This window comes from Edaphocola aurantiacus, from assembly GCF_019797745.1.
Classification (GTDB): Bacteria; Bacteroidota; Bacteroidia; order Chitinophagales; family Chitinophagaceae; genus Edaphocola; species Edaphocola aurantiacus.
Genome location: NZ_VOSI01000002.1, coordinates 580,294 through 603,362 on the forward strand (window position 1 = coordinate 580,294; position 23,069 = coordinate 603,362).

Annotated in this window: 19 protein-coding genes; 10 read left to right on the forward strand and 9 right to left on the reverse strand. The window is 44.4% G+C overall.

Annotated elements, in window-relative coordinates:
* Nucleotides 1-78: 78 nt before the first annotated feature.
* From FTD44_RS07050 to FTD44_RS07060, 3 genes are all read left to right on the forward strand, one after another.
* The gene (locus FTD44_RS07050; protein ID WP_222165790.1) at nt 79-1,323 is read left to right on the forward strand and encodes a putative DNA modification/repair radical SAM protein; all 1,245 of its coding nucleotides are present in this window, start codon (nt 79-81) and stop codon (nt 1,321-1,323) included.
* Nucleotides 1,323-2,093: a TIGR03915 family putative DNA repair protein gene (locus FTD44_RS07055; protein ID WP_222165791.1), complete on the forward strand. Its 771-nt coding sequence runs from the start codon at nt 1,323-1,325 to the stop codon at nt 2,091-2,093. Before FTD44_RS07050 ends, FTD44_RS07055 begins: the two co-directional genes overlap by 1 nt.
* Nucleotides 2,094-2,353: 260 nt before the next feature.
* Nucleotides 2,354-4,936, forward strand: coding sequence for an adenosylcobalamin-dependent ribonucleoside-diphosphate reductase (locus FTD44_RS07060; protein WP_222165792.1), 2,583 nt, complete (start codon nt 2,354-2,356; stop codon nt 4,934-4,936).
* An 83-nt stretch (nt 4,937-5,019) separates the two neighbouring features.
* Here the strand turns inward: FTD44_RS07060 and FTD44_RS07065 are convergent, their stop codons facing one another.
* On the reverse strand, nt 5,020-6,216 hold the full coding sequence (locus FTD44_RS07065) for a pyridoxal phosphate-dependent aminotransferase (protein WP_317196831.1): 1,197 nt from the start codon (nt 6,214-6,216) through the stop codon (nt 5,020-5,022).
* Nucleotides 6,217-6,355: 139 nt separating this feature from the next.
* Between FTD44_RS07065 and hisS the strand changes: the two genes are divergently transcribed.
* Complete coding sequence (hisS, locus tag FTD44_RS07070) at nt 6,356-7,735, forward strand: histidine--tRNA ligase (protein ID WP_222165793.1); 1,380 nt, start codon at nt 6,356-6,358, stop codon at nt 7,733-7,735.
* A gap of 97 nt (nt 7,736-7,832) precedes the next feature.
* Here the strand turns inward: hisS and FTD44_RS07075 are convergent, their stop codons facing one another.
* The 7 genes from FTD44_RS07075 to FTD44_RS07105 form a co-directional block, all read right to left on the reverse strand.
* Entirely contained in the window at nt 7,833-9,413 is a 1,581-nt protein-coding gene (locus tag FTD44_RS07075; protein WP_222165794.1) for a T9SS type A sorting domain-containing protein, read from the reverse strand.
* Between the two features lie 249 nt (nt 9,414-9,662).
* The gene (locus FTD44_RS07080; RefSeq protein WP_222165795.1) at nt 9,663-11,078 is read right to left on the reverse strand and encodes an alpha/beta hydrolase family protein; all 1,416 of its coding nucleotides are present in this window, start codon (nt 11,076-11,078) and stop codon (nt 9,663-9,665) included.
* A 122-nt stretch (nt 11,079-11,200) separates the two neighbouring features.
* Nucleotides 11,201-12,019 carry a hypothetical protein gene (locus tag FTD44_RS07085; protein ID WP_222165796.1) on the reverse strand — a complete coding sequence of 273 codons (819 nt, stop codon included), beginning with the start codon at nt 12,017-12,019 and terminating at the stop codon, nt 11,201-11,203.
* A gap of 81 nt (nt 12,020-12,100) precedes the next feature.
* On the reverse strand, nt 12,101-12,664 hold the full coding sequence (locus tag FTD44_RS07090; protein ID WP_222165797.1) for a DUF1572 family protein: 564 nt from the start codon (nt 12,662-12,664) through the stop codon (nt 12,101-12,103).
* A gap of 75 nt (nt 12,665-12,739) precedes the next feature.
* Nucleotides 12,740-13,057 (reverse strand): thioredoxin, encoded by a 318-nt coding sequence (trxA, locus tag FTD44_RS07095; protein WP_129020379.1) that lies wholly within the window; start codon nt 13,055-13,057, stop codon nt 12,740-12,742.
* Nucleotides 13,058-13,181: 124 nt separating this feature from the next.
* Nucleotides 13,182-14,657 (reverse strand): OmpP1/FadL family transporter, encoded by a 1,476-nt coding sequence (locus tag FTD44_RS07100; protein ID WP_222165798.1) that lies wholly within the window; start codon nt 14,655-14,657, stop codon nt 13,182-13,184.
* Between the two features lie 169 nt (nt 14,658-14,826).
* Nucleotides 14,827-15,105: a hypothetical protein gene (locus tag FTD44_RS07105; protein ID WP_222165799.1), complete on the reverse strand. Its 279-nt coding sequence runs from the start codon at nt 15,103-15,105 to the stop codon at nt 14,827-14,829.
* A gap of 160 nt (nt 15,106-15,265) precedes the next feature.
* On the opposite strand from FTD44_RS07105, the gene FTD44_RS07110 reads away from it, so the two are divergent.
* A complete protein-coding gene (locus FTD44_RS07110; RefSeq protein WP_222165800.1) occupies nt 15,266-16,060 on the forward strand; it encodes a thymidylate synthase in 795 nt (264 codons plus the stop codon).
* A gap of 13 nt (nt 16,061-16,073) precedes the next feature.
* Complete coding sequence (locus FTD44_RS07115) at nt 16,074-16,586, forward strand: gamma carbonic anhydrase family protein (RefSeq protein ID WP_129020383.1); 513 nt, start codon at nt 16,074-16,076, stop codon at nt 16,584-16,586.
* 1 nt (nt 16,587) lies between these two features.
* On the opposite strand, the gene FTD44_RS07120 is transcribed toward FTD44_RS07115, so the two are convergent.
* The gene (locus FTD44_RS07120; protein WP_222165801.1) at nt 16,588-17,475 is read right to left on the reverse strand and encodes a transglutaminase-like domain-containing protein; all 888 of its coding nucleotides are present in this window, start codon (nt 17,473-17,475) and stop codon (nt 16,588-16,590) included.
* 48 nt (nt 17,476-17,523) lie between these two features.
* Here FTD44_RS07120 and FTD44_RS07125 point away from each other — a divergent pair, with 48 nt between their 5' ends.
* The 4 genes from FTD44_RS07125 to yidC all read left to right on the forward strand — a co-directional run bounded on the left by FTD44_RS07125 (nt 17,524) and on the right by yidC (nt 22,998).
* A complete protein-coding gene (locus tag FTD44_RS07125) occupies nt 17,524-18,258 on the forward strand; it encodes a shikimate dehydrogenase family protein (RefSeq protein ID WP_222165802.1) in 735 nt (244 codons plus the stop codon).
* 49 nt (nt 18,259-18,307) lie between these two features.
* Nucleotides 18,308-19,798 carry a glycoside hydrolase family 10 protein gene (locus FTD44_RS07130; RefSeq protein ID WP_222165803.1) on the forward strand — a complete coding sequence of 497 codons (1,491 nt, stop codon included), beginning with the start codon at nt 18,308-18,310 and terminating at the stop codon, nt 19,796-19,798.
* A 21-nt stretch (nt 19,799-19,819) separates the two neighbouring features.
* Nucleotides 19,820-21,112, forward strand: coding sequence for a cation:proton antiporter (locus FTD44_RS07135; RefSeq protein WP_222165804.1), 1,293 nt, complete (start codon nt 19,820-19,822; stop codon nt 21,110-21,112).
* Nucleotides 21,113-21,192: 80 nt separating this feature from the next.
* Complete coding sequence (gene yidC / locus FTD44_RS07140) at nt 21,193-22,998, forward strand: membrane protein insertase YidC (RefSeq protein WP_129020388.1); 1,806 nt, start codon at nt 21,193-21,195, stop codon at nt 22,996-22,998.
* Nucleotides 22,999-23,069: the final 71 nt, after the last annotated feature.

A 23,069-nucleotide genomic window follows, 5' to 3' on the forward strand; every position in this document is an offset into this window, starting at 1 on the left:
AATCTCGTAAATATTTATACTACGTCACAGCTTGTCGTATGCTCTGCTTATTTTGCCCGCAAAATCAAGGAGGATACTATGGAGCGGATCAGGGAAAAACTAAGTATACTGGCCGATGCGGCTAAATATGATGTGAGTTGCAGTTCCAGCGGCAGTAAGCGAAAAAATACAGATAAGGGTATCGGAGATGCCTCAAACGGAATTTGTCATACCTATACGGAAGATGGACGCTGTGTATCCTTACTTAAGATTTTACTGACGAACTATTGTATATATGATTGTGCCTTTTGCGTATCGCGCAGCAGCAATGATATTAAAAGAGCGGCTTTTACCGTCGATGAAGTAGTGGAACTGACGATGAATTTCTATCGCAGAAACTATATAGAAGGGCTGTTCCTGAGCTCGGGCATTTTTAAAAATGCCGATTATACAATGGAGCGATTGCTGAAAATTGTAAAAAAGCTGCGCACAGAAGAGCGCTATAATGGGTATATACACCTGAAAACAATACCCGGCGCCAGCGAGGAGCTCATCAATGAAGCCGGTCTTTACGTAGATCGGATGAGCATCAATCTGGAAATGCCTACGGAAGAAGGGCTGAAAAAGGTGGCACCGGAAAAAAGCCATGAGGCCGTAAAGCGCCCTTTGGGAATTGTACAAAATAAAATACAACAGTTCAGTGAAGAACGAAAGCTGATAAAGCATGTGCCTCAGTTTGTGCCCGCCGGGCAAAGTACACAAATGGTGATCGGTGCTACGCCTGAAAACGATATGCAGATCATGCATACCGCATCGGCCTATTACAAAAACTTTTCCCTTAAGCGGGTTTATTATAGCGGCTATATTCCTATTCGCATGGATGATGTGCTGCCAGTGGTACAGCCTCCGTTGATGCGGGAGCATCGTTTGTACCAGACTGATTGGTTGCTGCGCTTTTATGGCTTTAATGTGCATGAGTTGCTGAACGAAAAGCATCCGGACCTGGATATGCAGGTAGATCCGAAGCTGATGTGGGCACTGCGCAATATGCACTGCTTCCCGGTAGACATTAATACCGCTGATTTTCAGAGCCTCCTGAGGGTGCCCGGAATTGGCCGGCAGTCTGTACAGAAAATACTCGAAGCCCGAAAGTTCGGCCGGCTCAGGATCGATCAGCTGCGCAAGCTGGGGATTGCCTATAACCGGGCACAGTACTTTATTGTCTGTGCAGATACGCCTGTTGGCTTAGGGTCGCTGCAGGAGCACCAGGTAAGATCCCGCATTCTGAGCCTGGGCAAAAGTAAATATGCCCCTGCATTTTCCACTCAGCTAAGCCTCTTCTGATGATCTACCTGTTTGATAAAAGCTTCGAAGGATTGTTGTCTGCAGTATTTGACCGGTTTGAATACAGGCATGATGTTTCCCGCTTGCTTCCTGCAGATCAGGCGCAGCAGGCTTTATTTGAGGAGGCGCATACCGTGTACAGCAGCAATGCAAAATCGGAAAGAGTATGGAATGGCATACAGACTAAGGCTGATGCCGCTTGGCAACGGATCATGTACTGTGCTTTCCTGTCCGAACTTACCGAAGTGCACCATACTTTATTTATGGTGCTTGTGCGCTTGTTTGCAGGCCAGGTAGATCTGCGGAATTTCGGAGATGCAGCAATACTATTGCTTTCCCAGACGGCAAAGAAAGTTGAACGGGAGAAGCATCGGATGAAAGCTTTTATCCGCTTTGAGAAGAGTGAAGACGGAATGTACTTTGCCCGGATAGCACCGGATTTTAATGTCATACCTCTGATCATTACATTCTTTAAAAACCGGTATGCAGATCAGCCCTGGATTATATATGATCAGAAGCGACAGTATGGTGTACTGTATGATACAGACCAGGTGCATCATATCCGCAAATTGCCGGAGGATTTGTCGGATCATATGTTGCCGGATAAGCCTGTGCAAATGGATGAGGATGAAACACTTTATGCTACGCTCTGGAGAGATTATTTTAAAAGTACGAATATAGCAGCCCGCAAAAATCCGAAATTGCATCAGCAACATGTTCCTAAGCGGTACTGGCACCTGCTTACAGAAAAAAAGATAATATGGGAGTAGTTTTCGCCATCAGGCATTAATATATTGAAATTCTCTTAATGTTATATACGCAAAATTTTCGACTCTGAAAAATATTTTTTGGTTATATATTTAAACAAAAATTTCAACTGAAATCATTAATTATCAAAAAAATATATTGAAAATTAATAAGTTATAAATATGTGTTGATAACCTATGTTCTGTTCTCTTGTTTAGAATGTTTAGTTTTTATAGTTTTGGCTTTAACTTCAACTCGACTAACCTTTCAAAATATTTTTAATATGAACGTAAAAGAATCCACTTCTGCTATGGTCACTTATACACAAGAAGAAGCTTTCGAAGCCAGTTTGGCCTATTTCAAAGGTGACGATCTTGCTGCACGTGTGTGGCTCAATAAATATGCATTAAAAGACTCTTACGGGAATCTTTATGAGAAATCTCCGGCTGATATGCACCGTCGTATTGCTTCGGAAATTGCCCGTATTGAAGCAAATTATACCAATCCGATGAGTGAAGATGAGGTATATGATCTTATTAAAGATTTTAAATACATCATTCCTCAGGGTAGTCCGATGACCGGTATTGGTAATCCGTACCAGATCGCTTCCTTGTCTAACTGTTTCGTAATCGGTAATAACGGAAATTCCGATTCTTACGGCGGTATTATGAAAGTAGACCAGGAGCAGGTGCAGCTGATGAAACGCCGTGGTGGTGTGGGTCATGACCTGTCTCACATCCGTCCTAAAGGCTCTCCGGTTAAGAACTCGGCACTGACTTCAACCGGTCTGGTTCCGTTTATGGAGCGTTTTTCCAATTCTACCCGTGAGGTAGCGCAGGATGGCCGCCGTGGAGCACTAATGCTTTCTGTATCCATCAAACATCCGGATTCTGAAGCATTTATCGATGCTAAAATGGAGCAGGGTAAAGTAACCGGTGCCAATGTTTCGGTAAGAATTACCGATGACTTCATGAAAGCCGTAGAAGCCGGAACCGTTTATCGTCAGCAATATCCTATTGACAGTGAAAATCCTGTATTTACAAAAGATGTAAATGCCCGTGATCTGTGGAAAAAAATTGTACATAATGCGTGGCGCTCGGCAGAGCCGGGTATCTTATTCTGGGATACTATTATCCGTGAATCTGTACCGGATACCTATGCAGACCTGGGCTATAAGACATTATCTACCAACCCTTGCGGAGAGATTCCTTTATGTGCATATGACTCCTGTCGTCTCCTGGCCATCAACCTGTATTCCTACGTAGAAAACCCATTCACTCCTGAAGCGAAATTTGACTGGGATCTGTTTAAGAAACACATCCACGCTGCACAGCGTATGATGGACGATATCATCGACCTGGAACTGGAAAAAGTATCTGTGATTCAGCAGAAAATCGATGAAGATCCGGAAGATGCAGAGATCAAACGTATTGAGCGTAAACTTTGGGACAATATCTATCATAAAGCACAGGAAGGTCGTCGTACCGGTATCGGTATCACAGCCGAAGGTGATATGCTGGCTGCATTAGGCATCCGTTACGGTAGCGAAGAAGGTATTGCTTTCTCTACAGAAGTACATAAAATCGTTGCCCTGGAAGCATACCGCAGTTCCGTGTACACTGCTAAAGAACGTGGAGCCTTCCCGATCTTCGATGTGGAAAGAGAAAAAAATAATCCGTTTATCAACCGTTTGAAAGAAGCTGATCCGGAACTGTATTTTGAAATGACAGAATATGGTCGCAGAAATATTGCTTTACTGACCATCGCTCCTACCGGCACGACCAGCCTGATGTCTCAGACCACCAGCGGTATTGAGCCTGTATTCCTGCCGGTGTACAAGCGCCGTAGAAAAGTGAATCCGAATGATAAAGATGTGCGTGTTGATTTTGTGGATGAAGTAGGTGATAGCTGGGAAGAATATATTGTATTCCACCACAACTTTAAAAAATGGATGGAAATAAGCGGACATGATATCAGTAAAAATTACACACAGGAAGAGCTGAACGAACTGGTAGAGCAATCTCCATACTTCAAAGCCACTTCAAATGATGTGGATTATCATGCCAAAGTACGTATGCAGGGCGCAATCCAGCAATGGGTAGACCATAGCATCAGCGTAACCATCAATATGCCGAACGATGTAACAGAAGACCTGGTTGGTGAGCTGTATATGGAAGCATGGAAAAGCGGTTGTAAAGGCGTTACCGTATACCGTGATGGTAGCCGTAGCGGTGTACTGATTGCTGCTGATGATAAGAAGAAAGAATCGAATAATAATGAGATAAGCGATGATCCGGATGATAGTGCAGATGGCCGTATCTTCCCGACAATACGCCCTGAAACACTGGATGCAGACGTTGTGCGTTTCCAGAATAATCGTGAAAAATGGATTGCCTTCATCGGTTTGATTGATGGTAAGCCTTATGAAATCTTTACCGGTCTGTCTGATGATGATGATGGTATCCTGATTCCAAGATGGGTAAATGAAGGCCTGATCATCAAAAACAAGGATGAAGATGGTAATACCCGTTATGACTTCCAGTTCCAGAATCAGAGAGGATACAAAACCACAATCGAAGGCCTTTCGCATAAATTTGATCCGGAATACTGGAACTACGCTAAGCTGATCTCCGGTACCTTACGTCATGGCATGCCTATCGAAAGAGTGGTAGACCTGATCAACGGTCTGCAATTAGATGACAATATCAACACTTGGAAGAATGGTGTAGCCAGGGCATTGAAGCGTTATATCGCGGATGGCGTAACGGCACAAAAAGCCAAATGTTCTAACTGTGGCGGAAATAATTTACAGTATCAGGAAGGTTGCCTGACCTGTAAAGACTGTGGTAGCTCCAAATGCGGATAAACCCATAGTGATTTGAATATTAACACAAAAGGAGCGGGTCTGCATTTGCAGACCCGCTCCTTTTTATATTGCAATGAAAATTTTTATGATAATGTAGCCAGTGCTGTTTTGATTCTTTGTACTGCTTCGCTGATCTGCGCCATTGATGCTGCATAAGAAAAACGAATACACTGATCATTGCCGAAGGCCGCACCGCTTACCCCGCTTACATGAGCAACATTGAGCAGGAATAAAGCAAAGTCATCAGCATTGTTCACCTCATTGCCCTGCGCATCTTTCTTGCCAAAATAATAAGAAATATCCGGGAATGCATAGAATGCCCCTTCCGGAACCAATGTTTTAAAACCTTCTATTTTATTCAACTCTGTAATAAAGAAATCTCTTCTTTCATGGAAGGCTTTCACCATTTCCATAGAAGGTGTATTGTCTGACAAAAGAGCCGTCACTGCTGCCTTCTGTGCGATAGAGTTGGTGCCGGAAGTAAAGGAACCCTGTATTTTCTCACAGGCTTTTATCATAGCTACCGGAGCGGCAATATAACCCAGTCTCCAGCCAGTCATGGCAAATCCTTTCGCAAAACCATTGACCAGTACCACTTGTTCTCTGATCTCTTCAAACTGGGCAATGCTTTCATGCTTACCCACATAATTGATGTATTCATAGATCTCATCGCTCACGATAGTGATATTGGGATATTTTCTGAACACCTCAACCAGACCCGCTAATTCTTCTTTGGAATATACTGCACCGGAAGGATTACATGGAGAAGAGAAAATAAACAAACGGGTTTTGTCCGTAATGGCAGCCTCCAGTTTTGCCGGAGTAATTTTAAAATGATCTTCAATGCCGCAGGATACGAACTTACATACACCTTGCGCCATTTCTACCAGGGCCGAATAAGTAACCCAGTAAGGAGTAGGAATTACTGCTTCATCACCGGCATTGATGGTAGCAAGTATCACATTGGCCAGAGATTGCTTGGCGCCTGTCGATACTAACGTTTGTTCCGGAGTATACTCCAGGTTATTATCTCTTTTCAGTTTATGGCATACTGCTGCTCTCAGGTCAGCAAAACCCGCTACTGGTGTGTATTTGGTAAAGCCATCGTCTAATGCCTTCTTTGCCGCATCTTTGATATGTTGCGGTGTGTCGAAATCAGGTTCTCCCAGACTCAGATTAATTACATTAACCCCTTTTGCCGCCAGTTCGCGACCCAGCTTGGCCATGAGTAAAGTTTGTGGTTCGGAAAATCGGTCGACGAATGAAGAAATCTGCATCATCTTAGTTTTTTTGGTTTGGAAAGAAACAAAGGTAACAGAAATAGCACACAATAGTAGCCGGAAAAACAGAATATTCTACTACTTTTTCATTCAGGCAATTAGGGTTAAATTTGCTCCCGTATTCAATAAACAATTATAGATGAAACCTTCAATTCCTCAGGGCACGCGTGATTTTTCGCCTGCTGATGTGCGGCGTCGCCAGTACATACTCAATACCATCAAATCGGTATTTGAAGTGTACGGGTTTCAGCCATTGGAAACTCCTTCTATGGAAAACCTGAACACCCTTATGGGTAAGTATGGCGAAGAGGGAGACCGACTGATCTTTAAAATCCTGAACAACGGATTACATGAAAAGAAAGATCAGGCTAAACTGCATGAGGAATGGGATAAAATACTGAGTAAGCCCTACAGCTCTACAACCGTTACGGAACGTGCTTTACGCTACGATCTGACCATACCGTTTGCCCGTTATGTGGTGATGCACCAGAATGACCTGGCCTTCCCTTTTAAGCGATATCAGATGCAACCCGTATGGCGCGCAGATCGCCCTCAGAGAGGCCGCTACCGCGAGTTCTGGCAATGTGATGCTGATGTGGTAGGCAGTAATTCCCTGCTGAATGAAGCGGAGTTGCTGTGTATATACCAGGATGCATTTCACCGCCTGAATGTGCCGGGGATACAAGTGAAAATCAATAGCCGTAAAGTATTGGCAGGACTTGCAGAATGCTGCGGTGCTGCGGAGCAACTGACCGACATTACAGTCGCTATCGATAAGTTGGATAAGATCGGTTGGGATGGTGTGGCCAAAGAGCTAACCGAACGTGGGCTGGAAGCGGATAAAGTAAACTATATCCAAAACTATCTGAACATTTCGGGAAGTACAGAAGAACGTCTTGTAGCGATGGAAACATTGCTTAAGGATAGTGCAACTGCACAGCAGGGTATCGCGGAACTGCGTACGACACTGAAATATATGGCACAGCTGCAACGCGGTGAGTGGACCAGCGAAGTGCTGGTAGACTTTACCCTGGCACGTGGTCTGAACTACTATACCGGAGTAATTGTGGAAGTGGGTACTACTGCTGTAAAAATGGGCAGTATTGGTGGCGGCGGCCGTTACGATGACCTTACCGGTTTATTCGGATTAAAAGGCTTGTCTGGTGTAGGTGTATCTTTCGGTATCGATCGTATCTATGATGTAATGACAGAGCTGAATCTATTCCCCGAAAATGTAGATGTAACCACCCGCATCCTGTTTGTAAACATAGAGCCGGAGGCTGAAACGACTATACTGTCTTATCTGTCCCGTTTAAGAGGCCAGGGTATTTCTGCCGAGTTGTACAGCGATGCTGCTAAATTTGATAAACAGATGAAGTATGCCGATAAACGCCAGATTCCTTATGTAGGTATCGTAGGTAGTACAGAACTGGCTCAAAAGGTGATCAATCTGAAAAACATGACTACAGGTGAGCAGCAACAACTCTCTATTGAGCAGTTGTCCGAACATTTAGTGTAATCATATTTTGTGGCTACTTCTATCAAGATTGTCATTCACTTCATATCAAAAAAGCAGCGGCAATTGCCGCTGCTTTTTTCTTGCCAGTCTGCTCAGTTTATTGTTTGGTAAACTGTTTTTTACTGCTGCTGCCATCCTCATACACTGCTTCCAGTATATACGTGCTTCCGGCCAGTCTGCTCAGATCTACTGCAGATGTACCGTTTGCAGTAAGCACTTTACGTCCGTAAAGGTCATAAATGTATACCGTACGTATGTTTTGTTTTCCGCTATTCAGGTACAGTGTATTCGTTGCCGGTACAGGGTATAATAACAGATCCGTATTATTGCCGCTGAGCATTACCTGAACGATGTTGCTATATCGGTGCGCAGCATCCTGATCTATCATGTTCAGTCTGTAGTAATTAATGCCCTGCGCCGGATTGTTCTGCGTATAGCTGTACTCGTAAGTACTGTGGGTCTGCGCCATAGACAGTGCCTGCTGGCGATCCAGTTCCTGCCAGTTTCTGGCATCGGTACTATACTCCAGCACATACATTTTTACACCCTCTTCTTTTGTGGTTTTCCACTGAACAGCAACTGTACCGTCTTTCCGCGCTGCTTTAAAAGACATCAGATCCAGCGGTAAAGGACTTGCTGTAAAGGCTTTAGCCAGATCGCCACGCAGGTTGCCGCCGCTGACCGGCACATTGCTCATTGTCATATTCGTTAATGCTCCTGTACCCAGATTTACGCCTGCATAATCGCCGGTCGTGAATAAGCTGTACAAACTACCTCCCGGATCGAACATAATGCCCGCTGTTTCCTGCCCGGGTGCCGTATTTACAGTACTGCCCACCGGAACAACGCTGGACACCCCGCTGACCGGAGCATTAAATACCACCGGACGGCCTACAGTTGTACCACCCTGCGGATAGGAAATATAGGCATAAACCAGCCCGTTTGCAGGGTTGATATCAATGTCCTGTATACCACCGTCAGCATTGAATATGTTGGGGAAGCTGCTGTTGATCTGGTCCAGGAAGCTTTGCAATGCTGCTGTAAGGCTCGGATTACTGAAATCCAGCTGATAATACCCTGATAAGCTTGCCACGGTTGTTCCCGGGCTTGGGCTCAGACCGGCTACGTTATTGAGCCAGCACAGGTATCCTTTAATATCAGCCGTTGTCAGGTTGGGCGATAATCCTGTACTCTGTGCTGCTGCTAGTTTTGCCACACCGGTAGGAGTAAAGCCATAGGTGGTATAATAGTATGCTCCGTTATAGATCGTACCGGCTGAGAAGTTTACATATTCCAGCGTTTGTGCGCCAGGAGTAGGAAGCAGACCCATATCCTGGTATTGCCCGTTGGCACCTATACGGTACAGGCTTACACCCATGCTGTTACCAATAGTATTATCAGTGCCTACCCAGGTGGCGCCATATAAGAGACTGTCGGTAGGATTCAACCCAATCCCGTTCACATTATAGGGAAGGGTAAATGGTGCGCTGAGGGTAAATGTGGCCGCTGCAGGATTCGTAGAAGTGCCGATATAATAGGTCTTCGCCGCGGTGTTGTCTCCTGCTTTTGACAAGGAGACATAGGTGTTAGGAAGGAACTTGGTCATGGCTGCCTGAGCCTGTAAGGCCATTAAGGATACGGTAGCACACATAAGTGCTTTAGTTGAGATTTTACACATACTGTATTGATTTTAGAAGGGCCTAAAATAGCAGTATACATGCGTGTTACGGGCTAAAAATTGGTTAACAGGAAATCGTTATGATATCATATTTATATATATTTTTTAACGATTGATGGCTATATTTCTATAGATATGTTATTAAGTTCTATATAAAAATTTATTCAATTTATCTGTACCCACAATAAAAAAATCCCCGAAAACCGGCCGTTTATTGTCCGGATTTCGGGGATTTCAAGAAAAATAGTCTTATTTATGGTTTACCTGGTAGCGTAGCCAGTTCAGGATTTCATTCATCGCTTTAGGTGAAAAGGTCTGCTCTATTGTAGCGTATTCAGATGGTGCACCGGTGTTTGCTTCCTGGAATAAGTGATTCAGGCCGGGTAGTTCCAGTATAGATACTTTTTCATTTTTACTCTGCTGCATAGCCTCTTTAAGCGCTTCAGCATTGGCTTTGGCCGGAACCTGTACATCTTTTTCTCCGTACAATGCCAGTACCGGGCATTGCACCTTCGCAATATCCTTTGCTGGATTGTATTTCAGGAAAAAGCGTATCCAGGGATTATTTAGCTCAGAAACATAATTGCGTACGGTCGCATCCTGGCTTATGCGCTGTGCAGAATCGTTTGTGGGCTGCAGTTTGAGGGCTACCTTAAGGTAAGCACTTAACTCTTTGTCCGCCTCTTCTTCTGATTTGCTGCGCACCACAATATCATACAATGCACTGTTGATGCGGTTTGCCTCCTCAGCCTGTGCTTCAGGTATACCTTCTGCAGCTGCAATGGCTTTTTGCTGTTGTAATAATAATTCCGAGCCCGGCATCGCTGGTCCCGCCAGCATAACTATGAAACCAATATTCGCCGATTGAGCAGCCAGCATTGGCGCTATGGCCCCTCCCTCACTATGACCAATCAGGCCAATCTGCTTTTTATTGATCTCTTTTCGCTTACCCAGGTATTGTACAGCAGCCAGTGCATCATCTGCAAAATCGCGGCTGGTGGCTGCTTTGAAGTCACCTCCGGATGCGGCCGTTCCCCGATCATCATAGCGCAGTACAGCAAAACCGTTACGGGTCAGAAAATCGGCCAGCACCAGGAATGGTTTATGACCTAAGATCGTTTCATCCCTATCCTGCGGCCCGCTGCCACTGATCAGTACTACAGCCGGATAAGTGCCCTTCTGTGATGGCATAGACAATGTTCCTGCCAGTTTAATGCCCGCCTGTTTATTTTCGAAGGTTATCTCTTCTGTATAATACGGGTATGGTGTTTTAGGTGTTTGCGGTTTTGTTTTGGTCAGGGTTTTATCCCGCTCCAGGTCCAATGGTATCGTTTGTCCGCGTTGGGAAAATGTGCCGGAGAACTTATCTCCGCCTACATTCAGGGTACCCTTATATTCCATCATAATAGCCGGAATAGATAACTGCAATACCCCTTGTTCAAAAGCGACTTTGCTGACCGGTATGCCCCTGGCGCCCTGGTCGGGACTGTCCATAGAGGCCGTATAGCCGGTATCCGTTTTTTTAATATTGAGAATGAGGTCCAGTGCAATATTCTGAATCTTTAAAGTGCCCGCCCAGGACCCGGAGATATCCTGGCAAAAAGATGGTATGGTACACAGGAGAAAAAACAAGCAAAGTGCGGTCGTGCGCAAGTGTCTGGTCATATAAAAATCAATTAAAGAAATAACGTGTTATGGTCGATAATCGTACAAAGATATCAGATCAAAAATAAAGCCACTCTCCTGAACAGGAGAATGGCGTAAAAACTATTTATGAGCAGAAAAAGTTAATGATGATCATTCCACCATCCGTCTTCTTTCCAGTTGAAGGAGAATGGCATGATAACCAGTGATAAAGTAAATGCGTTTTTACCGGTCAGCTGGCTGTTGCTCTGTAAGCCAGGTATATTGAACAGATTATTTCCTTTTTCGTAGAATGGAATGTTACCAAAAGCATACTGTGCTCTTAACTTGAATACGATACCGGCTTTCAGGCCTACTTCACCCTTTATAAATGGGGTAATGCCCGTGCCGAATCCGCCACTGCCGTAATCTACAGTCATGTTCAGTGAAGGGTGAACACCTGCACCAAAGGTACCCGTCCAGCGGCTGTATTTTTCCAGGGTAGCCTCGCCTCCGAATTTCAGATCAAGACTTACCGGAAGTGCCATTTGTACAGATACTGCAGAGAATCCGAACATCGGATCACTATAAGTAACACCGTTTACATTTCCGTTCTCATCTGTGGTAAAGCCACTGAATTCAGGAACTTTATAATCCCACATATAAGCATTGTATGCATAATCGATGCCTAAGGCCAGCAAAGTATGTCCGCCAAGACGTGCCATTGGTATATAGGTACCGGCAAAGCCGCCATAACCAAATTTACTGTTTACATTCTGGCTGATATCCCGTGTAAATTCTTTTCCTGATCCACCATCTTTAATGGTTTCAGTACTTTGATAGGTAGCGTTAGCCATTGAGTAAGAGTATCCTATTTCCCAGCGTTTCAGAAAGTTAGGTAAGCCGTTGCCCGCTTGAGCTTCAGCACATCCGGCAAGCAGGATAGCTGAGGCTATTGCCGTCTTAAGCATATTAAATTTCATTGTTGTTTAATTTATATACTGGAAAAGTAATAATTTTTTCGGTAAAAATTAACAAAATCAATATATTTTGTAAGGAAAAAGTTAATCTTTCTTTTTAAGGTAGTCTGTGAAGTTATTTCCCTGGTTTTGTTCCTTGCTGAAATGAGTATTAAAGTCTGAAGATTTGTTTTTAGGAATAGATAAAGATTTCCATTCTTTACTCAGCATTTTACCCAGGAATACGATTTGACCAACGTGATAAGCATAATGGGCGATCTGCCGTTGAATGGCCTCCATGACACTGTGCGCCTGGCTGCGGATATAGACGGTCTTGTTCAGGTCTGCATCGGTAAGTGCATTTAAGGTGTCCAGCAGTACTTTCCAGCCCTCGTTCCATTGCTGCATTATGTTGTCGGGGTTACGGTCGGTAGTCTCAAATTCACTATCGCGGTTTCTCCATTCCTTTTCTCCGTCGGTAGTGAGAAAGTCGGTCCAGCGGGACAGCATATTGCCATGCAGATGCTGTATGATCAGCGCTATACTATTGCTATCCTCGTTCGCCTGCCAGAATAATTGTTCGGGATCGATCTGTTGAACTGTTTTTTCTCCCAGGGTTTTATAATACTCGAAAAGCACAATACTGTTTTTCAGAAAAGACGTTTCCATATCTATATTAATTTAAAAAGGCCCTTCCGGTTAAGGAAGAGCCTGAGTTTAAAAATGCTTTACATCCTGATTAGATTACAGGTGTTGCTGAATTTTTTTCTCAAAAGCAGATCTAGGAGCGGCACCAACTTGTTTGTCCACTACTTCTCCGTTTTTGATATACAGAATGCATGGAATGCTGGTTACTCCATACTCTACAGACAGATTAGGGTTTTCGTCTACGTTAACTTTACCCACGTTTACTCTGCCTTCAAATTCAGTAGCCAGAGCGTCAATAGTAGGTCCTAAAGCCAGACATGGACCACACCATGGAGCCCAGAAATCCACAACGGTAAGTTTGTCGGATTTTAATACTTCTTGTTCGAAGTTAGCATCATTATATACTGCTGCCATTATTAAGAATTTTACTTATTTAAATGATTGGACAAAGATAAGGGGCATATTCCGGAATAAAAAATAGAGGATGATAATACGTTTATCACCCTCCGTTATATTTATAAAAATATTATGATTATGTTTAGAATTTGAACCCTAAAGTAAGTGCAACAATATTGCGGTTTGTTTTAGTAGCGGCAACATCCGGAGTCACACCACTTACAACATAAGCATTCTCTTTATAAGAAGAAGTGCTGTACAGGTAAGTCAGGTCCAGGAAGGCACTGCTGCCGAAACGGTAACCAAGGCCCAGGGAATAGTCTGTGCGGTTGCTGCCCAGATCGCTGTATTTACTGCTATATGGGTTACCATACATCGCAAAGCCAGCTCTTACAGAGAATGGTGAAGTTACTCTATATTCAGCACCCACTCTTATATTGGAGGCACCGCGGTACAATTGATTAATGGAATTGTTTACATCAATCTGGTAATTTGTGTTACCGTTGAAGCGGTAGGACATAGTCTGGTAAGGGACATATTCATAATCAGCAGTAATAAACCCTTTATTACCGAAAAATCCGGTAGCACTCAGTACACCTCTCCATGGTGTTCTTAAGGTATATTCGTATTGATAGATATTTTGCGGTACTACGGTACGATTGCCTGTACCATCTTCAACATTAGCTACGATATTATAATCTGCATAGTCGGTAAGAGAGATCCATGTTGGGGTATGAATAGCTGCACCAATGCGGAAAGCCTTATCCGGCGCAAAGATCATCCCGAATTTACCGTTTACACCCACACCTGTGGTTTGCAGGTCTTCTCTGAACGTGAATCGGTCAAATCCGTTACTGTTAATGCCGGTAGCATCAGCTTCCATGAAGTCGGTGATGCGCTTAAAGCGGTATGAAGTAATGCCCAGCGTACCGCCGACCATGAACTTATCTTCATAATTTGCACCCAGGCTGAAGGTATATTCATTAACGGCACCCTTGCTGCTGGAGGTTTTCATCTGATCTAAGCGGCCGCCCTGCTCAATGACATTGCGGTATGGAACTGATTTCAGGTTGTTGTCCAGGAGGTAAGACTGGTAGCCCAGGTAACCGTAAGGGCCTGCGGACTCTTCTACTCCATTCAGTTGTGCCGCTTCGGCAAATACTTCAGAGAAAGAGCTGTTGCCGTTCATCCCCCTGAAGGTTACATTATTATTGAAATCGGCCAGTTTATTAAAGCCGATCGCGAAGGTTACTCCTTTCCAGCCGCTCTTGTTGCGACTGTTATTGAATACCAGGCTGGCATTACTCAGCTTCAGTGCCGTGCGCTCGTCAGTTGTATTTTCACCCAGGTAGCTGCTGGAGTTATTGTTCATCCTCAGCGAAGGAGTAATCGTAAATTCACTTTGTCTGTATACACCTAATCCAGCCGGGTTAACACTGGCAGCAGAGTAGTCTGCGCCTAAAGAGCCTGCAGCACCACCAATCGCCAGTGAGCGGGCAGTAGTTCCGGTTGTCAGCATTCCATATCGAAGAGCATCATCTGCAGTCTGTGCAAAAACAGCAGAACCGATCAGTGCAAAAGCACCGGCAATCATTGCGGTTTTGGTAATAAGATTCATAAAGATCATGATTTTATAGGGTGTAAAAATACAATGTTTATCTGTGGTGTATTTCAGATGTCCCGTATAGGACTACAATTTTAGCAAATGGTTTAAACTTATGCAAAGAAACCCCTTAAAAATAAACAGCGCACGGAGTTCTTCCGCGCGCTGTTTAAATGACTTTATATCAGGCTTTTTTATCTTGTTCCGGTTTGTCTTCATCTTTATGGGTTGCTTTATCCCATGCATCTTCTGCTTTATCTTTCAGGTCGCCGGCCATATCTTTTGTCTTATCCCAGGCTTCCTCTGCCTTGTCTTTTGCAGCGTCCAGCAGGTCTTCCGCTTTGTCACGTGCCTGTTCTGCGGCATCTTTCGTTGCTTCCCATGCATCAGAAGCTTTGTTTTTTAATTTATCCCAAAGGTTTTCTTCTTTAGGGGCATCCTGGTTATTCAGTTCTTCAGACATAATTTATTTTTTAAGAGGTTAAAGATTATATGATAGTAAAGTTAATGCATTGATTGCTTCTGGTGCCGGCAGCGGTATAATTTAACATTAGCATCATTCATGTCTTTTCCCGTAACCAACGGGTCATGTTTTTTTGTACTTTTGTATACATTTTTACATCATGCAGCAATACCATACTTTACTGAATTATATACTGGACAACGGCGTACAGAAAGAAGATCGTACCGGTACCGGCACCATCAGCTGTTTCGGGTATCAGATGCGCTTTGATCTGAATAAAGGGTTCCCTTTACTGACAACAAAGAAACTGCACCTGAAGTCGATTATATATGAATTATTATGGTTCCTGAATGGCGATACCAATATTCAATACCTCAAAGAGCACGGGGTGCGTATCTGGGATGAATGGGCAGATGCTAACGGTGACCTGGGTCCCGTGTATGGTAAGCAATGGCGCAGTTGGGAAGGTGCAAATGGTAAAGTGTATGACCAGATCAAAGATGTGATACACCAGCTGAAAACAAACCCGGACAGCCGACGTATTATTGTCAATGCATGGAACGTTGCCGAACTGCCGGATATGGCGCTGAGTCCTTGCCACGCATTGTTCCAGTTCTATGTAGCGAATGGTAAACTGAGTTGTCAGCTGTACCAGCGCAGTGCCGATGTATTCCTTGGCGTGCCGTTCAATATTGCCTCTTATGCCTTACTGACCATGATGATCGCACAGGTATGTGATCTGCAGTTGGGCGAGTTTATCCATACTTTCGGCGACGTACACCTGTACAATAACCACCTGGAGCAGGCTAAACTGCAATTGAGCCGTGAGCCGTACGATCTGCCAGCCATGCGCATCAATCCGGAGGTGAAAGATATATTCAGCTTCCGTTTCGAAGATTTTACTTTAGAAAACTACCAGTCACATCCGCATATTAAAGCAGATGTAGCTGTATAAAATAATTGTTCCAATGGCCGTTATACTTCCTGTTAAAGGTATCAGTCCCGAAATTCCTGAAAGTGTTTTTATTGCTCCTAATGCAACCATCGTTGGAGATGTGATTATGGGGGAAGAGTGCAGTATCTGGTTTAATGCCGTAGTGCGCGGAGATGTAAACAGCATCCGTATGGGCAACAGGGTAAATATCCAGGACGGAGCCTGCATCCATTGTACTTATGAGAAAACCAAAGTGATCATGGGCAATAATGTTTCTGTCGGACATAATGCTATCGTGCATGGCTGTACGATAGAGGATAATGTACTGGTCGGAATGGGTGCCATTGTAATGGACAATGTACATATTGGTAGCAATACCATTATTGCAGCGGGAGCAGTAGTGCTGGAAGGCACACAAGTACCGTCAGGATGCATTTTTGCCGGAGTGCCTGCAAAAAAAGTAAAAGATATCAGTGCAGAACTGACAGAAGGGGAGATCAACCGCATTGCCACCAATTACGTAATGTACAGCGGCTGGTTTAAATAATCTATTCCGGTTGCTGCACCTGGATCAGGGGAATCAGGCTTTCAATCTCCATTGCTTTTTCCGGTTCTCCTATATTATCATAAGTAGTAGCCAGGTGCTCCAGTAACAAGACGATTACCGAGCGGCTGTCTAATGCAGTCAGCGCTGCAAATCGCTCATATTGTCCGTTCTTCTTTAGGTACATCATAATATCGTTCCGGTTATAGATCATGCCATTGGCCGGATCTATAAAGAACTGAACTCTCTGGATTGCATTCTGCTCATCCATATCTTCAAAAGAATATACATGATCGAAGTAGGCCAGTATAAACTGGTCTGGCAGGTCTATGGCATAAATAGGCACATCCAGCATCTCGCATAAGGTGAGGTACAGGATACCGATAGAAATGGCATTGCCCTGGCGGCTTTCCACCGTATGATTGACAAAAAACAGATTGGGATTGTGTTCTGTAAGTTCATGCCCTTTAAGGCGGAAGAAATTGTACAGAATACCATTAATGATATTGATCTGCTCCAGCGGGGTCAGGAAGTTATTGAGCTCCAGCCACACATTCCGGCGCATCAGTTCAAACTGGTGCAGAATGGCCTCTCGGTCCATGTCCGGAAACCGGTATTTGGCAATGATCAGTGCGGCTTCCAGTGCAGAAGGGCTGCTGGCCTTGGACCAGTGAATCAGTTCAGTCTGCAATTGCTGGTAGAAAGTCTGATGAATCAGGGATTCGATACGGGACTGCGCCAGCGGGCTGTCCGATACTTCCCAAAGGGCTTCCAGTTTCGGTACAACAGCAGTTCCGTAACTCAGCAATTTCTGAGATACGGTTTCATATACTTCCTGATCAGGGTCGTCGATCAGTTGTAATAACGCTATTATTTCCTTGTCTGAATTCATGCCCCTCATGCCGATTATTTCCTACATTTACTTACAGAAACAAATATAATGAAGGAATACGGTATAATCGGCAAAAGTTTATCACATAGTTTCTCTCCACGTTATTTTGACCAAAAATTTACGCAGGAATCCATTGATGCAGTGTTTCGGGCATTCGAACTGCCGGAGATAGATGTGGTGAACGATCTGTTGTATGCCCGTCCCCAGCTGGCCGGTTTATGTGTAACAATACCTTATAAAGAAGCCATTATTCCTTACCTTGATGAACTGGATGCTGCTGCGCTGGATATCGGTGCGGTCAATTGCATACAGTTCTACGGAGATAAACGTAAAGGCTATAATACCGATGTCATCGGGTTCTCCGCATCCTTGAAGCCATTATTGCCCCAGGAGCCGCTACAGGCTTTGGTATTGGGAACCGGTGGTGCCTCGAAAGCGGTTTGCGCTGCGCTGAAGCAATTAGCAATACCTTATACACTGGTGAGCCGAAATGCCATTTCGGGACACCTGACTTATACCGATCTTGACGAACAGGCTATTTCGGCGCATCGCTTAATTGTCAATACAACTCCTTTGGGTACTTACCCCGATATTACCGATCTGCCCCTGATACCATACGATGGGGTCAGTGCACAGCATATTCTTTATGATTTAATTTACAATCCTGCTGAAACGGCATTCCTGAAAGAGGGAAAGTCGCGCGGAGCAAGGGTTAAGAACGGACTGGAAATGCTGGAACTGCAAGCCGAGGAGAACTGGCGGCTGTGGACTGCTGGGCATTAAGGGTAGAATTTCGTAACTTCGCGAACATCCCCATATACTATTCCGCAATATGTTAAGGACTTTACATCTCCTTGTTTTACTGTTAGTTACGTTTTTTTCTTTTGCGCAGGAAGCGCCCAAGCGAGAGTTCAGAGCCGTATGGATCGCCACTGTCGGTAATATAGACTGGCCTTCTAAACCCGGACTTGGCGCCGCACAGCAGCAGAAAGAGTTTATCGACCGGCTTGATTTCCTGCATGAAAATGGCTTCAATGCCGTTATTGTACAGGTGCGGCCGGCAGCTGATGCATTTTATGCATCAGAATGGGAACCCTGGAGCAAATACCTGAGCGGCAAGCAAGGCGTAGCCCCGTTCCCGATGTATGATCCCATTGCATTTATGGTGGAAGAAACACATAAGCGAAACATGGAGTTTCATGCATGGTTCAACCCTTTCAGGGCATTGGTCAACAGTGCCATCAATCCTAATCCCCCTTCACATGCAACCCGTACACACCCTGAGTGGGTGATTCATTATGGAGGCAAGTCCTATTTCGATCCCGGGAATCCTGCCGCGCGCAATTATGTAAACCAGGTGATACTGGATGTGGTGAGACGATACGATATAGACGGGGTGCATATAGACGATTATTTTTATCCGTATAAAATTGCCGGTAAAACATTTAACGATCAGCGCTCCTTTGCAGAGTATGGTGCCGGCATGAGCATTGATGACTGGAGAAGAGATAACATCAACAAATTTGTAGAAACGCTCTACAAGTCTGTAAAAAAAGAGAAGATGTATGTGAAGGTAGGCATCAGTCCGTTCGGCATCTGGCGCAACAACAGGCAGGACCCTACGGGTAGTGCCACTAATGGAACCAGCTGTTACGATGACCTGTATGCCGATGTAGCGACATGGGTGCGTAATAAATGGGTAGACTATGTGGCCCCTCAGTTGTACTGGGAGCATGGGCACCGCCTGGCAGCCTATGATGTGTTGGTACCCTGGTGGAAAAGCCTCTGTAAAGAGCGTGCATTATATATCGGCATGGGCGTATACCGTATGGTAAATGCGACACAGCCGGTATGGAAAGGTTACGGAGAGATCCTGAAACAGGTACAGACCGAACGTAGCTATAAAGCAGATGGTGCAATTATGTACAGCATGTCCAGTTTTGATAAAATCGGTTCAGGTTTATCTAACCAGTTAAAACAGGCTGAGTACTACGGCTCTATTGCCATTCCACCGGCTATGCCCTGGCTGGATAACACCGCACCGGCAGCTCCGAGAGCTACACTGAAAGTAACCAATAACCAGAAATCCGCAATCATTACCTGGGAGCCATCGGCCAGTAAAGAGCCGCTGAGATACCTTGTGTATAAATTTAATAAAGGTGAAACCGTTGATCTGAATAAGTCTATCAAACTGGTAGCCATCACACAAAAGAATGTATTTGTGGATGATGATCCTGACTTTATACATGCGCAGTACGTGATCACGGCTGCAGACCGCCTGTGGAATGAAAGCAAACCAAGTGAAATACTAGTCTATCGATAATCATTTTAAATTGTAAACAGCATGGAATTATACTACTCGTTCTCTATCTTAATTGTTCTTGCGGCAGTTTTTGCATATATCAATGCCCGATTTTTAAAACTGCCCTCCGTGATCGGAATAATGGTGATTTCCATGCTGTTCTCTATAGGCCTTGTAACCACAGGCCGCTTTTTTCCCAAAACCTTCTCTGGTTTCCTGAACCTCTTGTCCGGCTTTGATTTTACCGAACTGGTTATGGGAGCCATGCTTAACTTCCTCCTGTTTGCCGGAGCCATACATATCCGCCTCAAAGATCTTAAAGAACAGATGTGGCAGGTATTGACACTTTCTACTGTTAGTGTCGTGATCTCCACCTTAGTTGTCGGATATTTATTCCATTTCGGAATGGGGCTTATCGGCTTACAGATTCCACTGGTGCACTGTCTCCTTTTCGGTGCGCTTATTTCTCCTACAGATCCGATCGCCGTACTCAGCATTCTGAAACAAACCAGTGTATCACAATCTTTAAAAACTAAAATTGCCGGAGAATCACTGTTTAATGATGGTGTAGCCCTGGTACTGTTTATCCTGATCAGGGGTATTGCCGAGGGTAGCGCTGTAGATATTACGCCTAAAGGCATTTCTATTTTATTCATCAAGGAGGCTGTGGGTGGCATCACCCTTGGTATCGTGATCGGTTATATAGGCTCGATCATGATCAAGCAGATCGATGATTATACCGTAGATGTACTCATCACCCTGGCTATTGTAATGGGTGGCTACCTGATTGCCGGTCAGCTGCATGTATCCGGTCCGCTGGCGATGGTTGCTGCAGGGCTTATTGTCGGCAACTATGGTCGTGATAAGGCCATGAGCGAAACGTCAAGAGAGTATGTAGATCGCTTCTGGGAGTTGAATGATGAAATCCTGAATGCTATTTTATTCCTCTTTATCGGCTTCGAGGTATTGCTGATCCCGGAATGGAAAGTGTACTGGCTTCCGGGGGTGATTGCGATTGTAATTGTATTATTTGCCCGCTATATATCTATTATTATCCCGGCCAGGCTGATCAAGTTTAATAAAAAGCTGAGCAAGCAGTCCATCCTTATTCTTGTATGGGGAGGCTTGCGTGGCGGGGTCTCTATCGCATTGGCCTCATCTCTGTCAGAGCATACCAATAAGAATATGATCCTTACGGTGACCTACTTTGTAGTCATCTTCTCAATCATTATCCAGGGCTTATCTGTGGGTAGACTTACAGGGCCCCGTTCGTTCTCTACGCGCAGGCGCAGGGTATCCCGAAAGCTGGATCGCACAGTCAATCCCGGCCTCTAACGTTAAATGTTATATGCATAAATTATAATTCGCAATTAAGTTTTACCTTTGCGCCTCATATTATATTGAATTAACACATAATGGATCGCAATTCAGTCATTGGTTTTGTATTGTTACTTGCCCTGGCCACCGGTTACATCTTTTACAGTAACAATTCCGCCAAGGAGTATCAAGCCAAAAAAACTGCAGATTCTTTAGCTTATGCTAAAGCACACCCGCAACCTGCTGCAAACACTGCAGTATTGAAAGACACTACTACTGTAGTGGACACTTCGCTTCCGACCGCATTCCGTGGTGCAGAGCAAATGGTAACCGTAAGCAACGGACTTATCAACCTTAAAGTAACCAGCAAAGGTGCTTTCCCGGTTGAGGCTAACCTGGTTAAATTTAAAACCTATAGTCAGAAGCCTTTATTACTGTTCTCCGGAAAACCAGGCAACCGTCTGGCGTTTAAGATCCCGGTTAATGGTAAAGATATGTGGTCTGATGAGCTGAACTTTACTCCGGAGCAGAAAACCGCAGCTGATGGTAGTCCGCAACTGGTAATGACAGCTGATGTCGGTGCCGGTAAAAGTGTAGTAATGACCTATACCCTGCCTAAGGATGGTTATATGATGGATGCAAGCCTGCGCCTGGTTGGTATGGCTGACGGTCTGTCTAAAACTACTGAAATCCCGGTAGAATGGAAAACAACAGCATTAAGCACGGAAAAAGACCTGAAGAACGAACGCACAAATGCGCAGATACACTTCCGTTACCAGAGTGGTGAGCATGATTACAATACCGTATCCCGCAAGCCTAAAAAATCTATGGATGAGGCACTGCAATGGATGGGTGTAAAAACACACTTCTTCAACTCAACCATCATTGCTGCTGAAAAGCCGTTTAAGAAAGGATCGTATGATGCTGCTGAGCCTAATGATTCCAGCATTGTGGCTACGGACTTAAGCACTATGAGCATTCCGGTTGCTGCGTCTAATGATTTCGCCTTTAACTTCAGATGGTACATCGGACCTAATGATTATAATACCCTGAAATCATATAATTATGAAATGGAAGAAATGATCCCTCTTGGTTTCGGTATCTTCTTCTTCGTAAAATATATTGCGAAATGGGCGATCATTCCATTGTTCAATGTGTTGTCTTCATTCATCTCTAACTTCGGTATCCTGATCATCGTAATGACCCTGATCATCCGTTTCGTTTTATCCTTCTTCACGTACAAAAGCCAGTTGTCTTCAGCGAAGATGCGTGTGCTGAAACCGGAGCTGGATGAACTGAAAGCGAAGTATGCCGATAACCAACAACAGTTTGGTATGGAGCAAATGAAATTATACCGCACTGCAGGTGTAAACCCATTAGGTGGTTGTTTACCATTATTACTGCAGATGCCTTTCCTGCTGGCCATGTATTATGTATTCCCTACAGCAATCCAGTTGCGCCAGGCGAAGTTCTTATGGGCTGATGACTTATCAACTTATGATAATATCCTGAACTTACCATTCAGCATTCCGTTCTACGGAGATCACGTGAGCTTATTCACCCTGCTGATGACGGTATCCAGCTTGTTATTAGCTATATACAGCAAGCAAATGACCGGAGGTCAGGAAATGGCAGGTCCTAACGGACAAGTGATGAAATGGATGCCTTACATCATGCCAATTATGTTCCTGGGCTGGTTCAACAACTTTGCAGCAGGTCTTACCTTCTACTACTTCTTCTCCAATATGCTGAGCTTATTACAGCAGTTTGTTATCCAGAAGTTCTTTATTAATGAAGAGAAAATTCATGCGAAGATCAAGGCAAACAGAAACAAGCCAGCCGCTACCTCTAAATGGCAGCAAAGACTGGAAGAAATGCAGAAGCAACAGCAAAACAGAAAATAAGCTAAACGCTTAGTAACATAAAAAAGGAAGCCGGAATGTATCACATTCCGGCTTCCTTTTTTATGTTTTGT

What these genes read in the sequence shown, in the direction of transcription:
- FTD44_RS07050 (WP_222165790.1), top strand. Translation starts at nt 79, where the DNA reads ATGGAGCGGATCAGGGAAAAACTAAGTATACTGGCCGATGCGGCTAAA.
- FTD44_RS07055 (WP_222165791.1), top strand. Translation starts at nt 1,323, where the DNA reads ATGATCTACCTGTTTGATAAAAGCTTCGAAGGATTGTTGTCTGCAGTA.
- FTD44_RS07060 (WP_222165792.1), top strand. Translation starts at nt 2,354, where the DNA reads ATGAACGTAAAAGAATCCACTTCTGCTATGGTCACTTATACACAAGAA.
- FTD44_RS07065 (WP_317196831.1), bottom strand. Translation starts at nt 6,216, where the DNA reads ATGATGCAGATTTCTTCATTCGTCGACCGATTTTCCGAACCACAAACT.
- hisS (WP_222165793.1), top strand. Translation starts at nt 6,356, where the DNA reads ATGAAACCTTCAATTCCTCAGGGCACGCGTGATTTTTCGCCTGCTGAT.
- FTD44_RS07075 (WP_222165794.1), bottom strand. Translation starts at nt 9,413, where the DNA reads ATGTGTAAAATCTCAACTAAAGCACTTATGTGTGCTACCGTATCCTTA.
- FTD44_RS07080 (WP_222165795.1), bottom strand. Translation starts at nt 11,078, where the DNA reads ATGACCAGACACTTGCGCACGACCGCACTTTGCTTGTTTTTTCTCCTG.
- FTD44_RS07085 (WP_222165796.1), bottom strand. Translation starts at nt 12,019, where the DNA reads ATGAAATTTAATATGCTTAAGACGGCAATAGCCTCAGCTATCCTGCTT.
- FTD44_RS07090 (WP_222165797.1), bottom strand. Translation starts at nt 12,664, where the DNA reads ATGGAAACGTCTTTTCTGAAAAACAGTATTGTGCTTTTCGAGTATTAT.
- trxA (WP_129020379.1), bottom strand. Translation starts at nt 13,057, where the DNA reads ATGGCAGCAGTATATAATGATGCTAACTTCGAACAAGAAGTATTAAAA.
- FTD44_RS07100 (WP_222165798.1), bottom strand. Translation starts at nt 14,657, where the DNA reads ATGAATCTTATTACCAAAACCGCAATGATTGCCGGTGCTTTTGCACTG.
- FTD44_RS07105 (WP_222165799.1), bottom strand. Translation starts at nt 15,105, where the DNA reads ATGTCTGAAGAACTGAATAACCAGGATGCCCCTAAAGAAGAAAACCTT.
- FTD44_RS07110 (WP_222165800.1), top strand. Translation starts at nt 15,266, where the DNA reads ATGCAGCAATACCATACTTTACTGAATTATATACTGGACAACGGCGTA.
- FTD44_RS07115 (WP_129020383.1), top strand. Translation starts at nt 16,074, where the DNA reads ATGGCCGTTATACTTCCTGTTAAAGGTATCAGTCCCGAAATTCCTGAA.
- FTD44_RS07120 (WP_222165801.1), bottom strand. Translation starts at nt 17,475, where the DNA reads ATGAATTCAGACAAGGAAATAATAGCGTTATTACAACTGATCGACGAC.
- FTD44_RS07125 (WP_222165802.1), top strand. Translation starts at nt 17,524, where the DNA reads ATGAAGGAATACGGTATAATCGGCAAAAGTTTATCACATAGTTTCTCT.
- FTD44_RS07130 (WP_222165803.1), top strand. Translation starts at nt 18,308, where the DNA reads ATGTTAAGGACTTTACATCTCCTTGTTTTACTGTTAGTTACGTTTTTT.
- FTD44_RS07135 (WP_222165804.1), top strand. Translation starts at nt 19,820, where the DNA reads ATGGAATTATACTACTCGTTCTCTATCTTAATTGTTCTTGCGGCAGTT.
- yidC (WP_129020388.1), top strand. Translation starts at nt 21,193, where the DNA reads ATGGATCGCAATTCAGTCATTGGTTTTGTATTGTTACTTGCCCTGGCC.